The organism is Patescibacteria group bacterium, assembly GCA_026417895.1.
In the GTDB taxonomy this organism is placed as follows: domain Bacteria; phylum Patescibacteriota; class Patescibacteriia; order UBA2591; family CALHIP01; genus CALHIP01.
Genome location: JAOACJ010000011.1, coordinates 41,944 through 55,814 on the forward strand (window position 1 = coordinate 41,944; position 13,871 = coordinate 55,814).

A 13,871-nucleotide genomic window follows, 5' to 3' on the forward strand; every position below is an offset into this window, starting at 1 on the left:
TAAACTCAATGAAAGTTGATCTCCACATCCATACTTATTATTCTCGCGATAGCCTTTCTCGTCCAAAAGATATAATTGAAATGGCTTTAGAGCGAGGTATTCAAGGCTTGGCTATCACCGACCATCACGAGATTAAAGGAGCCATTGAAGCATTAAAAATTGCTTTTGATAAAAATATTTTAATTATTCCTGGTCTTGAAGTAAAAAGTCAAGAAGGCGATATTTTGGCTCTTGGCATTACCAAAAAAATTCCTCAAGGACGACCGGCTTTGGAAACGATAAGACTTATAAAAAAAATTGGTGGCTTGGCTATTCTCCCTCATCCTTTTTCTTGGACCAATCCTTTCAAGTTTAAAAAAATCGATTTAACCGAGCTAATTAATCTCATTGATGCAATTGAAGTTTTGAATGCAGCTATTTTTCGCACGGCTAATCAAAAAGCTTTATTTTTTAGTCAAAAATATTCTTTACCTTTCACAGCTGGCTCTGATGCCCATCATCCTTCTTTTGTTGGTCGAAGTTATTTAGAATTAATAAAAGAAGTAAAATCAGAAAAAGAAGTTTTTGAAGAAATTAAAAAGAAAAATACTTGTCTGGGGGGTAGAGAAATCAATTTATTAGAAATGGTCAAGGACAAAACCTTCAAGACAGTGAAAATAATTAAAAGTTTTCTTTATGCTCGAAGAAAATAAAAAAATTTTTGAAGAAGCAATAAAAAAATCAGATCAATATTTCTCTCTCGTTCGTCTTTCGCCTAATATTATTACTCTTGGTTCGTTAATTTTCGCGATTTTTTCTTTTATTTCTTTAATAAAAAATAATTTATGGCTGGCTGGGTTTTCTTTTCTTTTAGCCGCTCTTCTTGATTGGTTAGATGGAAAAATTGCCCGAGCAACCAAAAGGGTTACTCGGTTAGGTGCTTACCTTGATACAATCATTGACCGATACGTGGAAGGACTTGTTTTACTCGGTTTTCTTTTTTTATCTTTACCCAAATTTATTTTACCTGCAACGATTTGGGTTTTTCTGGCTCTTTTTGGTAGTCTTTTAACCACCTATTCAAAATCAGCGAGAAAAGAAAAAGGACTTTCGGCTCAGAAGTCAAAATTTAGTTTAGCTGGTCGAGGCGAAAGAATTATTCTCATTGCCCTCTCGATGTTTTTAGGAATCTTAAATCTTCGCTTAACGACTTATCTTATCTTTGCTCTTGCCATTATCTCTAATTTCTCAGCCTTCCAACGAATCTTTTTAACGATCAAAAAATATCTTTAGTTAAAGATTCAGCACGCTGACTAACTGTTTAATTAAAGAAAGAACGACTGGTGGTGGTAATAAACTATAAGAAGGAACATTTTGATCATCTAATACCACCCAAGGCTTTTCAATAATTTTCACTTGAGATGATTTTTCATCCCAAATATAAGTGTATTCAGGTGTAATTTCATAATCATCGACATATTCTTTGGCTTTAGCCACCGGAATTGAATTTCTTAAAAGAATTTTTGGAATACCAAAAAGAGAGAAGGCTTGAGCAATAATTTTTCCGTCTTTCGTCAACCGATCTTTAATTGGTTCAATGCCTAAAGCGTCACCTTCTTTAGCCACCATTCGAGTTTTTTGACAGGTTGGCTGATCACAACAAAGATAAAATTCCTTTGTTTTCTCATTATAACCAATTTCTTTAGTCGGTAAAAGTTTAAGATTTCTAGGGGTTTGACAAATCGGACAAACAACTCGGTATTTGATCCTTTCATTAATAATAGAGTCGGGTAAATCAATTAAAACAAAAATATCTGGGTCATCACGATAATCAATTAAGTCACGAAAAAATAATGAATAAGAAACTTGGTCCATTTCCCTAGGAAAGCCATCAATAAAAAGTGCTTTATGTCCTAACTTGGCAATTTCTCTTTTAATTAGAGCCAAAATAAATTCTGTTGGCAAAAGTGTTTTGGTACTTCTCTCGGCTAGAGAATTTAAAGCTTTTTCAATAGGCATAAAACCGCGATAATTTCTTTTTAAAAAATCGATAAGGTCTTCTTTTCTTTTTGGATCTCTAAATTCCTGATCAATGGCGCGCACTGCATCGCCGACAGAAAAATGAACGATTTTTTCCGGTGCGACAACCTCGGCAAACATCTTGGCATAAGTTCCTTTGCCAGAATTTTTTTTACCTAAAAGATAAGCAACGAAGGTATTTTTTTTCAGATATTCTCTTAGTTTTCTAATTTCCTTACCCGCTTTCAATTCAAAATATTTTTTTCTTTCTTCTGGATCATTCAAGTCAAATTTTTGGTTTAATCCTTCAATTTTTGTTTTAAAAATGGGAAATTCCATATAGATGAGGTTTTATAGATTATTTATGGCAATTTGTAAATTGACATCTTATTTGTAAACTCGCATTATGCTGATTAATTTCAAAAATTATATCACCCAATTGATCAGTTCGCAAGATTTGCGTCTTGATTTTTTCTAAATTTCTTAAAACGCGTAAAGAAGGATGGCCATATTTATTTTTTCCTACTGAGATAACGGCATAAGTTGGTTGAACTTTTTCCAAAAATTCTAAACTAGTTGAATCTTTTGAGCCGTGATGGGCAACTTTCAAGAGGTCAGCTTTCAAATCTAAATTATTTTTGATTAATTTTTCTTCAACCTTTTTGGTCGCGTCACCAGTCAAAAGAATTTTAATTTGACCAAAAGTTAATTTTAAAACAAGAGAGGCCTCGTTATCATTTTTAAATTTTTGACCAATTAAATTTTCAAAAGGGAACAATGTTTCTAAATAAAGATTGTCAAAAATAAAATTTCTTCCCAGCCAAATAATCTCTTTCTTTATTTTATTTTCTTCGATTTCTCTTAAAAATTCTTGGTAGGTTAAATCTTCATCTTTCACGCCATTATAAAAAACTTGTCCAACTTGATATCTTTTTAAAATCTCAACCAAACCATTGAGATGGTCCGGGTCAGGATGAGTTAAAATCAGTAAATCAATCTTTCGCTCATAAAAGGGTAAGTACTGATCTAATTTATAAATAATATTTTTGTCTGGACCACCATCAATTAAAATGTTTTTTTTCTCCGGCGTTCTGATTAAAATGGCATCACCCTGACCAACGTCTAAAAAAATAATTTTGAGTCTTCCTTCTTGGCCAGATAAATTCGTTTCGGAGGGCGATAAGGTTAAAAACTGTCGCCCTTGAATATCTTCTTTTTCTCTAAAATAAAAATAGCCAAGAAAAACTAAATTGATAATTAAAAGGCCGCCAACAAGGAAAATTAACCAGACAGAACGACTTTCAGGTTTATTTTTCAAGGTTTTCATTTTTTTAATTTTATTTTCTGATTAAATTGAATTCCTAAATAAAATTTGGCGATCGTTTAAAAATATTTAGTTAGGTAATGTTTTCTTATTGACCAAGTAAAATAGAAAATAGCTAAATAAAGAATAATTATAATGAGAAAATGAATTTGGCCAAAATTAATAGAAAAAAGAGGAATTTGAGAAAATAGAGTTAAAATTTTATTAAGAAAAAAGATAATCGACCAAGGAAGAAAAAATAAAATTTTTGCTAAAGGATGAAAGATCAAAACACAAAAGGCAAATAAAAAACCAAAGGCCATTAAATAGGGCAAAATATTTAAAACTAAAAGATTGGCTAGAGGAGCGCCCAAAGAAAGATTGCCCCAATAGTATATAACCAAAGGAAAAACAAAAATCTGAGCGGAAAAAGTTGTGGCCAAAGCTTGACGAATATTGATAATTTTGTCTGGTAAAAATTTAAAGACGTGGTAAAAAACTTCTGACAAATAATGAATACCAAAAATGCCTAAATAGGAAAGTTGAAAACCAAGATCGTTTTTTAATAATTTGGGATTGAAAAGAAGCATTAAAGCGGCGGCGAAAACAATTAAATTTAAGCCACCCTTACGCCGACCAGCTTTTTCTGCTAAAAGTAGGAGAAATCCCATAATCCCCGCCCTAACTGCTGAAGCCGCACCTCCAGTTAAAACAACATAAAAAATCAACATCAAAGAAATAAGCCAAAAAACATTTTGGCGTTTCAAAAAGAAAAATGAAAGACAAAAAATGAAAAGAATTTTTGTCATTGTCATCACATGAAGACCAGAAACAGCTAAAATATGAGCTATGCCGGTCTTTGAAAAAACCTCCCGCATTTTTTGTGGCACTTCTTTTTTAAGACCCAAAAGCAATGTAGAAAAGATGCTTCCCTCTGGTTCGGTAAAGTTTTGGTCAATAGCCAATTTAATTTTTTCTTTGATTTTAAAGATTTGAGCCATAATTGGGTTGCCCTGATTTCTCTCTAAAATTTTAATTGTTTTTGGCCAACAGGTGGAGTAGATGTTGTAGCGCGCTAGATATTCGTGATAAGCAAATTTTTCTATTGGTTTTGGTTCGTTTAATTGACACTCAACTTCTAATCGATCGCCATATTGGTAGGAAGAATAAAGGGGGACGAAAATTAAAACCTGGCCTTTAATTTTTTTTAATTGATTATCTACAATTAATCTTTTTGCTTCTACCGCTAATTCTCTTTTGTCAATCCTCTCTTCGGCTTTTTTAACGACGCCTTCAAAAATAACTTTTTCATTATTATAAAACTGAATCCTGTCTGGTGTTGTTTTTGGCCAACTTAAATAATATCTTAAAAGACCAAAAAGAAAAAAGAATAAAGCCAGACTAAAAATTCTTATTTTTTTCTTTGGCCAAACAAAAATTAAAAAAATAAGACTAAACAGAAAAATAACACAACAAACAAAAAAAGAGATTTTTAAAAAAGAGGCTAAAGCAATGCCCAAAATGAAAGCCAAACAAAAAATCAAAAAAATTTTATATTTGGGTAACATAGATAAATGCAAAATGTAAAAAGCGAAACGCCAAACGAAAATCAAAAATTCAAAATTAATCAAAAAATAATTCTACATTTTAAATTCCGTTTTGGTTTTTGAGGTCTAATTTTTAATTTGATTTCAATGAGTCTAAAGAAATTTATTTTTTTTCTTAGTAACAATCGCTGACAAAAGCATGCCGACCAAGAGTCCTAATGTATTTGTCCATAAATCATTAAAAGAAGGGTCCAAACAAATACCCTCAGCAACATATTCATGAAAAAAATTAAAAAATAAGCCAATTAAAAAAGCCAAACCAATCGATAGACGTAAGAGATAAACAAGCAAAAGGGTAAAAATTAAAAAAGCAAAAAAATGAAGAATATTAAAAATCAGGTTCGAAGGTGGAACGTCAAGGACTAGAAATTCTTTTAAATTAGAAAATTTTTTACCGAGGGGTGGCTGAAACCAGAATTGAAAAAAATTCCGCAAATTGTATTTAATCCTTTCCCAGCCATATCGCTGATAAAGCATTTTTTGATCAGCAGGCTTTAAATAATAACCAAAGCCATAACCTTGACCAAATCGACAAACTTTATCAACCCTGCCAATCACAAAAAAATCTATCAGCAACAGAAAAATTAGGAAAAGAAAAATTACCTTTGGAGATCTAAACAGTTTCATTGATTATTAGGACAAAAAATTAAATATAAATTCAGAAAAATAAGATATTTAAATATCTTATTTTTTGGTTTTTATTAGTGTTGTTTATTTTAAATTTTAAATATTTGATTTTTTTAGATATGCTTTTATAAACTCGCCTATTTCTCCGTCTAAAACTTTCTGAACTTCATTAGTTTGATAGCCGATCCGATGATCTTTGACCATTTTATAAGGATGTAAAACATAAGATCGAATTTGATAGCCCCAAGAAGCTGGCATAATTCTGCCACGTAATTTTTCTTTTTCTTCTTCTTTTTTCGCTTGATTAAATTGATAGAGTTTTGAAAACAAAATTTTTAGTGCTCGTTCTTTATTTTGGTGCTGTGACCTTTCAGCTTGACAAGTGACTGTAATTTTTGTTGGTAAATGAGTAATTCTCACCGCACTTTCTACCTTCTGGACATTTTGGCCACCCTTGGCGGAAGCACGAAAGGTTTCAATTTTTAAATCTTTTTCCTGAATTTGAATTTTTGGTTGAGGAATTTCTGGTAAAACATCAACTAAAGCAAAAGAGGTATGGCGCATTTTCTCTGCATCAAAAGGCGAAATTCTCACTAAGCGATGAACGCCGGCTTCTGATTTCAAAAAGCCGTAAGCATAGGAACCAATAATTTCTAAAGTCGCACTCTTTATCCCCGCTTCACTGCCCCGTGATTCATCAATTAAAAAAACCCGCCATTTTCTCTTTTCAGCAAATCTTTGGTACATTCTTAAAAGCATTTCTGTCCAATCCTGAGCGTCAGTGCCACCGGTACCAGCGTGTAAAGATAAAATGGCATTGCTTTTGTCATATTCACCTTTTAAAAATTGAATAAAATTTTCCATAGCTTTTATTTTATCATATCAAAAAAAGTTATCCACAACCTTGATCTTGATTCAAATTCTTAGCTCGTTTTGTTTGGAAATAAACAGAAATTAGCCGTCAAAGCCGGCTAATTTTTTTATTTTTAAAAAGGAGGTGGAAAATATGAAAGCAAATCAGCAAAAAAATGTATTTCTTGTGGCCAACCAGCCACAAGGACAAAAATTATTCATGACGCAATGTCGGGCAAAGTGCTCTTGCGATTTGTAATAGATACCCTCACCGCGGATTTACGTCGTGTTCATATTCCTCTTCTAATGTATGTTCATATTCCTCTTCTAATGATTGTAAAGAAAGATAAAATTAAAAAACCCTGGGTTAGTTGGGGAGGGTTAGGGAAGCAATGACCTTCGTCATTAAAATTTAAATATTTACCACCCAATCTTCCCTCCCTGGCCCCGGGGTCACTCCTCTCCTTCTAATGTGTTAACACGCTGATACAATAACAATATTCAACAAATTTTCTAAGAAGGACTGGTTTTAGATTTTTAAATTTGAAAATTGGAATTTAAAAATTAAAAAATTAAAAATTTTATTCCTTATATTCTCCTAAAACTACTTTGATTATTTTTTCTTTGCCTCTAGATAAGACTTTTAATGTCACTTCGTCGCCGGGTTTAAATTTCTGAATCATTTTAGCTAAAGGATTATCTGGAGTAATTTTTTGACCATTTAATTCTAAAATAATATCATTTTCCATTAAACCAGCTTTATCAGCAGCTGAACCAGGAGTGACAGCAAAATCAGTCGCTGTTTCCCCTCGCACAATCAAAGCCCCATAGTCAACTGGCAATTTGTTAGTTTTGGCAATCGTTTCATTAATTAAGAGATAACGAATGCCTAAAAATGGACGAACAACTCGACCAAATTTTTTTACTGATTCAACGACATATTTGGCCTCGTTTATAGGAATGGCAAAGCCAATAAGCTGTCCTTCTAAAGACATAGCAGTGTTAATGCCAATGACCTCGCCTTTTAAATTTAAAAGCGGACCGCCGGAATTGCCTGGATTAATGGCCGCATCAGTTTGAATAACATTCTCTAACTGCTCGGTCCGACCAGCTCCGCCAGCAGTAATGTTTCGTCCAATCCCTGAAATAACTCCTTTGGTGACTGTGTTTCGAAATTCACCTAAAGCAAAACCGATAGCAATGACGCTTTGGCCAATTTCTAACCTATCAGAATCGCCTAAAGGCAGGGTCGGTAAATTTTTAGCCTCAACCTTCATCACCGCAATATCATTAAAAGGATCAGTGGCTAAAACTTTGGCCGGTAAAGTTTTTCCTTCATTAGTAATGACTGAATAATCGGCTTCTTGATCGTCAACTACATGTTTATTAGTTAAAATTAAACCATCAGAAGAGATAATAAAACCAGTGCCTCGGCCAACCTGTTGCTTTTCTTTCTGGGGCGTTTGTTTTGGTTGAGGAATTCTAAATTCAAAAAATGGCCAATCTTTAAAAAATTCTTCAAAAGGAGACCATTCTGTAATGTAACGAGAAACTTCTTGAGTAATAACAATACTAACAACGGCTGGTGCTGCTTTTTTCACGACATTGATGGTCGCTGATTCCTCATCAATAATTTTTATTTTTGGTTGACTATCAGTCGATGGCTGATGGCTGAGGTTTGGCGATTGATTGTTAGTCATTGGTTGTTGAAAATTAACTTTAGTCAGACTACTAATGATTAGACTGACAGCCGCTCCTGAAAGAGAGCCAACAAAAAAACTAATAATGACAATCAGTAAAACAGTATGCCGGAAAAGAGATTTTTTCTTTTTATTTTTTGGTTTTGGTAATTCTGGCGCAAAATTTGGTCTTTGAAGGTATTCAATCATATAATTTAAAAATCAAATCTTAAAAATTAAAATGACAATGTAAAATTATTCTTTTTAATTTTGATTTTTTATTTTGCGCTTTGAGTTTTGCCTTTTGAATTGAATTTAAAAAGACAACTTTCTAAATTTACAATTCTGTCCTTTTTGATTATTATACCATTTTTTCTGAGAAAGGTAATTTTTTGCTTTATACCCCTTGAATAACCCCCAACCCTCCCATTAGACTTTATTACTCTAAAACAAGGAAAATCTTTCAGGTTTGGATTTTGACTTAAAATTTTGCCAATTTGTCGCCAATTTCTTGGCCGACCAATGGCCTCTGCCAAAATTTTATAAGTTGTCACCTGACCCTTAGGAATTTTCTTTAATAAATTATAAACCTTTTGCTGAAATTTTGTCAACATATTCATTATCCCCGAATTTCAAACTTCTTAAAATAACCTTTTATTTTTTGGCCAATTTTTTCTAAATCGTTCTTTGTTAGAAATTTCATTTTGGCTAGTGACGGATTAATTAAACTGTCAATTGGTTGAAAAATTTGTAAGGCATATCTTTTTGCTCCTTTCAATTCTTTGGCTATGGTTAAAATATCTTTTTCAGAAAGCAGGGGGGCAACCGTTGTCCGAAATTCATAATCAAGACCAGAATTTTTAATGATTTCCATACTCTTTTTTATTTTCGCCAAATCAACTTTTACGCCTGTCAGCTCTTCATATTTTGACATTTGACATTTGACGTTTGACGTTGAACCTAAAGGACTCTTAATGTCCATAGCCACGAAATCAACTAATTTTTCTTTAATTAATTTTTCTAACAATTTTGGATTTGAGCCGTTTGTCTCTATACCTACACTGAATCCCATTTTTTTCACCTTTTTAATAAAATTTATTAAATCATTTTTTATTTTGTCATTTTTATTTTTTATTTCTCGCTCCGCGAGTGGCTCTCCGCCACTAATCATTACTCCGTCAATTAAACCTTTTCTTGATTTTAGGAAATTTAAAATTTTTTTCTCGGAAATTTTTGGTAGTTTCTGATAATTCAAAACAAGATCGCGATTATAACAAAAGGGGCACCGAAAATTACAACCGGCGACAAAAAGAACAGCACAAATCTTGTTCGGCCATTCAATTAAAGAAACCTTTTTTAAGCCATAAAAATTCATAGAAGAATTATAACAAAAATAAATGAAACCAAAACCCGCCCCCTGAAAGGGGGGGCGGGTCTGTTTATTTCAGAGATTACTTATTGTTCTTTTATCTGACCCTCTTGTTCTTCTTCTTTTTTTCTTCGCCTTTTAATAGCGAGAAGAATTAAGAAGATTAAGACAAGAAGAGATAAAATCGTCAAAAGTATTCGCCAGAAAGAACCAGTCAAACTCTGCCACAAAGCAGCCAAACTACCAGTCGCGCCCAATGCTCCCGCTGCTGTTGCTGGAACACCACCCGGAACCGTCTCGCCACCAGTCACCCCCTCTGTTGCCGGCGTTATTTCCGGTCCAACTGGTGGTGGAGTTGGCGTAGGTGTTGGTGCTGGTGTTGGAGCCGGAGTAGGTCCTGGAGTTGGGGTTGGAGCTGGAGGTGCTGGGGGTGTTGGAGGTGTAGGAGGAGTCGACGGTGTTGGCGGTGTCTGTGTCAAAGTGGTAAAAACATACTCTGGACTAATGGCTAGCATTGGACCACGAGAAACAATTCGGTAATAATAGGTGGTATTTGGTAATAACCCGCTTAAAACCAAACTGTGGAAGGTAACCATTGGATTAGTATCGGTTTCAGGTGTATTATTGGCATAGCCAAACCTTGGCGGATTATTACCGGTATCATTCATATCTAAGTTATGAGGTTGACCTTCTTGAGAATAGATAATATAACTGGTGGCTGGATAATTTGTCGTCCAACTAATTTGAACACTATTCGGTGTCAATAAATCAATTGTCATGTTCGAAATCGTTAACGGAATTAAACCACCATCGCCTCCGCCACCAGGTGGAGGAAGTTGAGAAGTAGCTACATAATATGAAGCTTTTGTGGCCTGAAAAGTACAAAGACCATTGGTCACAAGACAAGTGGCCGGTGGCACAATACCATCGTTCGTCCAATTATCAGTCCCAGAAACAGACCGAAGAATATTTAAGGTTTGTCCATCAAGGGTCGTCCCAACAAAAATGCTGATAGTGATGGCTGGATTAAATTCTAAGCCTAAATTTTCCAAACCCCATTTGAGTGCCCCTTCAATCACAACACCCGCACTCAAACCAGTTAATGAACCAGGGGTAACAGCCTCAGCCGTCAATAATCCACCATCTATGCTACCACCATCTTCCCGAGTAATAATTGTTCCTTTAGGTAATAAAATGGTACTAGTTCCGCCATCAACCGGGATATCAATCGCTGAACTTTCTAAAACAAGGAGTGAAGTGGTAGAGGTAAATTCGCCATCGAGTGGGGCAAATTTGGTGCCTAATTTTTTCTCATAATAGATATTGCCAAAACCTTTAATTTCTTCTCCATTTTGTGAAACAAGAACTTCATAAGTACCATTGTGATCAGCGGGATAAGTTTGCTGCCAATTATCTGGCAAGACTTCACTAATGATCCAAATGCCAAAATCAAAAGGATGGAAAATAAATTTAAATAACCCTTCTAAGTTGGTCAAAACAGTTTTAACCAAATCACCTTTAGTGGCTTTAATTTCCCAATTTTCCAGTGGTGGCTCGCCCTCATCCCATTGACCATTATTATTTCGGTCATACCACTTATAACCAGAAATTGAACTTGAGAGATGTTCACACTGGCAAGTATTCAAATTACAAATATCAAGAGTATCTGGAACTTGATCGTCACAATTCGTATCCGTTTGGCAACCACCGCAGTCAATACTACAAGTATGAGTTATTGTTTCGTCACCGATTGAACAGGTGCCACTTGGTTCCTGACATTTAGAAACAAATGGAGCTCGATAGTCGCAAGTAAAAGGATTATTATCAGGATCATTGAAACAAGTATTAATACCAGGCAAATTATATTGAGAACAATCAACCTCTCTTCCTGACACACAGCTGGCGTTTTGACATAATTCTTGTCCATCACACCTTAAACCATTATCACAATCTAAAACAGTTTCTGTTTGCTTCTGACATTGATAATTTAGACAGATACCTTCGTCATGTTTTATTGCCGTTCCATCACAATAATCTTGATCTAAAGAATTGCAATCATCGTCAGTCTGGCATTTCGTACAAGCCGGGTCGTTATAAGAAATACGTGGCGCACCGCAGGAATTATTAGTACAGGTACAATTTCCTTGGCAAGTGTTGGCAACATTATCATAATCATAATAATCATTGCCTACACAGCCATCAAATTGATTACAGTTCGTTTCGGCACAAGGATGAGTCGCGTCGCACTCAGCTTGACATCGCTCGACATCGCAAGTATGGGTTATTGTTTGATTGCCGATTGTGCACCTATCTGTCTCTTCATCACAAACAGAGATAAAAGCATTTCTTGAATCCCAAGTAAAGTCAATGTTATCCGGGTTGTAAAAACACACGCCTATGGCTGAGATGTTATTGGCCGAACAATCTATTGTTGTGCCGGCTTGACAATTACCGTTACCATCGCAGGTTTCATGTCCATTACAGTACAATCCGTCATCACAGGAAGTTTGGGCTGGTTGAAAAATATTAGCCGGACAATCGTTATTTACACCGTCACAATATTCAGCGAGATCGCAAATTCCTGAAGCTGGCCGGCATTCGGCTGTTGATTTCGCATCAGCCGGACAACTGGCGCTTAAACCAGTACAGGTTTCTGCCAGATCACATTGACCTTGAGACGCTCGGCAAACTGTTTGAGACGATTTAAATTGACAGGTTGAAGAATCGCAACAAGTATCAAAGGGTGATTCACATTGTTCGCCTGATTCCAAAATTCCGTTGCCACAGACTGGTGCAGGAGTAGTAGTATAATAAACTTTCACCTGAAGTTGATCTATATACAAAATTGGTTGACCCTGACCACCGACCGCTGTCGCATCAAGTTTTATTCTAAAATTATTATTAGTAAACTCGTTAGACGACCAAGTTCTCCCCCAAGTATCAGTTGATCCGCCAAAAATACGAGTCGCCTCATTATTCTCACCGACGGGAAGATCAGTAGTTTTCGTGGCAGTATAATTAGTCCCGCCATTCCAAGAAAGAGAAATTTCTGCTCGTCTTAAACTAGTAGTATACCCTTCCAGGGCAACAGCAATTCCGTTAATTGTCGCGCCAGCAGGTATAGCTGGGATATTGAAATTGTAATACTGAACAACATCGTTTTGATTATTAGCTGATGCCCGCTGATTATCAGAGATATAAACATCTTCAGGATTACTCCAACCGTCATTAATATAAGCACTTGGTACGTACCATCCACTGTAATAAATTGTTATTCTAATATGGTCTATCTTCGCCTTTATTTTACCTCCTTTGGTGGTTTCTTTCTTAGCAGAAAAAACAAAGCCAAAATTTGGATTATTAATATCATCTTTTGTCCACGTTAATCCCCATAAATCATTTTCTGAGCCATAAGAAACATAGATTTCATTTTTCTCCCAAAAATTTGTCTTTGCCTTATTATCACCGCTTATTATTCCGTCTTTAACAATTCTTGCTGAATAATCTTTTATGTGATTATCGTCTTCGGCGCTTCTTTCTACCTCAACTTTAATTCCGTTGATTATTGATCCGTCGGGAATATTAAAATTAAAACCAGTGACTTTAAGATAGTGACTAACTTCGTTATTATTTAGCTCAGCTTCAGCTTTTTGATTGTCAGAAGTTTTCACTTTCTCAGGATACGACCAATTTATTGTGCCTACCGTACTCTCATTAGTAAAACTCGAACCATTGTTTGGCCCGACCGTAGCAGCTAAAGCGGTTTTCGGTAAAACAAAAAGCCCAACTAAAAACAACTGGACAAAAATAAGGTTAAAAATAGTAAAACTAGTTATGACCTTTTTAAAAAAATAAAAAACGGTTGACGAATTTTGCATGTTGTTTTCATAAAATAAAGTGGTTATGATAATTTGTGTATATTAAGTAATAGACTTATTATAAAAGAACCTTAAAAAATGTTAAGTTGATTTATACACAGGTGATAAGTTATAAATAATTTTTGACTAAAAATTAAATTTAGGTTAAAATGAATTAAAGGTCGGGTAAGATTAACTTAATCTTAAAAATTTTATGAAGAGAAAATTTTTGATTGTCTTATTCTCTTTGTTTTTGTCTTTAACGCTTACCCCTTTAGTTTTAGCCGAAGAAAATGTCACCAATACTCCGCCGGCGACCAATCAAACACAATTTGATCCGGTCTGCATCCAAAATGCCATTGAAAAAAGAGAGGGTGCTATTATCGCCGCTTATGAAAAAAAATCAAATGCCATTAAGACCGCCCTTGAGCAAAGAAAAAATGCTTTAAAAGAAGCTTGGACAAAAACAACGATTCGTGAAAGAGTACAAGCTCGTCATCAGGCTTGGAAAAATTTTCGTCAGGCTCGCTGGACAGCCCAAAAAACCTATCATACCGAGGTGAAAAATGCTTGGAAAAC

The 13,871-nt window shown here is 34.7% G+C and carries 11 protein-coding genes and 1 pseudogene; 3 read left to right on the forward strand and 9 right to left on the reverse strand.

The features are described 5' to 3' along the window. The first annotated feature begins 8 nt into the window (after positions 1 to 8). Positions 9 to 692 carry a PHP domain-containing protein gene (locus N2259_02035; protein ID MCX7779000.1) on the forward strand — a complete coding sequence of 228 codons (684 nt, stop codon included), beginning with the start codon at positions 9 to 11 and terminating at the stop codon, positions 690 to 692. Further along, positions 676 to 1,272 carry a CDP-alcohol phosphatidyltransferase family protein gene (locus N2259_02040; GenBank protein ID MCX7779001.1) on the forward strand — a complete coding sequence of 199 codons (597 nt, stop codon included), beginning with the start codon at positions 676 to 678 and terminating at the stop codon, positions 1,270 to 1,272. The genes N2259_02035 and N2259_02040 overlap by 17 nt, the downstream gene beginning before the upstream one ends. Here N2259_02040 and N2259_02045 read toward each other — a convergent pair whose 3' ends face one another. From N2259_02045 to N2259_02085, 9 genes and pseudogenes are all read right to left on the reverse strand, one after another. After that, complete coding sequence (locus N2259_02045; protein MCX7779002.1) at positions 1,273 to 2,337, reverse strand: nucleoside monophosphate kinase; 1,065 nt, start codon at positions 2,335 to 2,337, stop codon at positions 1,273 to 1,275. A gap of 19 nt (positions 2,338 to 2,356) precedes the next feature. Next, positions 2,357 to 3,325, reverse strand: coding sequence for an MBL fold metallo-hydrolase (locus N2259_02050; protein ID MCX7779003.1), 969 nt, complete (start codon positions 3,323 to 3,325; stop codon positions 2,357 to 2,359). A gap of 56 nt (positions 3,326 to 3,381) precedes the next feature. Beyond that, positions 3,382 to 4,869, reverse strand: a complete 1,488-nt coding sequence (locus N2259_02055; GenBank protein ID MCX7779004.1) for a ComEC family competence protein — start codon at positions 4,867 to 4,869, stop codon at positions 3,382 to 3,384. 132 nt (positions 4,870 to 5,001) lie between these two features. Next, the gene (locus N2259_02060; protein MCX7779005.1) at positions 5,002 to 5,466 is read right to left on the reverse strand and encodes a VanZ family protein; all 465 of its coding nucleotides are present in this window, start codon (positions 5,464 to 5,466) and stop codon (positions 5,002 to 5,004) included. Between the two features lie 165 nt (positions 5,467 to 5,631). Beyond that, a pseudogene (gene prfB, locus N2259_02065) lies at positions 5,632 to 6,378 on the reverse strand (peptide chain release factor 2). 590 nt (positions 6,379 to 6,968) lie between these two features. Continuing rightward, a complete protein-coding gene (locus N2259_02070; protein MCX7779006.1) occupies positions 6,969 to 8,276 on the reverse strand; it encodes a trypsin-like peptidase domain-containing protein in 1,308 nt (435 codons plus the stop codon). A gap of 68 nt (positions 8,277 to 8,344) precedes the next feature. Beyond that, entirely contained in the window at positions 8,345 to 8,680 is a 336-nt protein-coding gene (locus N2259_02075) for an MGMT family protein (protein ID MCX7779007.1), read from the reverse strand. A 5-nt stretch (positions 8,681 to 8,685) separates the two neighbouring features. Next, positions 8,686 to 9,441, reverse strand: coding sequence for an anaerobic ribonucleoside-triphosphate reductase activating protein (locus N2259_02080; GenBank protein ID MCX7779008.1), 756 nt, complete (start codon positions 9,439 to 9,441; stop codon positions 8,686 to 8,688). Between the two features lie 80 nt (positions 9,442 to 9,521). Beyond that, positions 9,522 to 13,313, reverse strand: coding sequence for a fibronectin type III domain-containing protein (locus N2259_02085; protein ID MCX7779009.1), 3,792 nt, complete (start codon positions 13,311 to 13,313; stop codon positions 9,522 to 9,524). A gap of 193 nt (positions 13,314 to 13,506) precedes the next feature. On the opposite strand from N2259_02085, the gene N2259_02090 reads away from it, so the two are divergent. Further along, positions 13,507 to 13,871 (forward strand): hypothetical protein (locus tag N2259_02090; protein MCX7779010.1); only part of this gene is annotated, 365 nt, incomplete at its 3' end.

Excerpts from the sequence above, each read along its gene's own strand:
- N2259_02050 (MCX7779003.1), bottom strand. The coding sequence starts at position 3,325 with ATGAAAACCTTGAAAAATAAACCTGAAAGTCGTTCTGTCTGGTTAATT.
- N2259_02075 (MCX7779007.1), bottom strand. The coding sequence starts at position 8,680 with ATGTTGACAAAATTTCAGCAAAAGGTTTATAATTTATTAAAGAAAATT.
- N2259_02085 (MCX7779009.1), bottom strand. The coding sequence starts at position 13,313 with ATGCAAAATTCGTCAACCGTTTTTTATTTTTTTAAAAAGGTCATAACT.
- N2259_02035 (MCX7779000.1), top strand. The coding sequence starts at position 9 with ATGAAAGTTGATCTCCACATCCATACTTATTATTCTCGCGATAGCCTT.
- N2259_02045 (MCX7779002.1), bottom strand. The coding sequence starts at position 2,337 with ATGGAATTTCCCATTTTTAAAACAAAAATTGAAGGATTAAACCAAAAA.
- N2259_02070 (MCX7779006.1), bottom strand. The coding sequence starts at position 8,276 with ATGATTGAATACCTTCAAAGACCAAATTTTGCGCCAGAATTACCAAAA.
- N2259_02080 (MCX7779008.1), bottom strand. The coding sequence starts at position 9,441 with ATGAATTTTTATGGCTTAAAAAAGGTTTCTTTAATTGAATGGCCGAAC.
- N2259_02040 (MCX7779001.1), top strand. The coding sequence starts at position 676 with ATGCTCGAAGAAAATAAAAAAATTTTTGAAGAAGCAATAAAAAAATCA.
- N2259_02055 (MCX7779004.1), bottom strand. The coding sequence starts at position 4,869 with ATGTTACCCAAATATAAAATTTTTTTGATTTTTTGTTTGGCTTTCATT.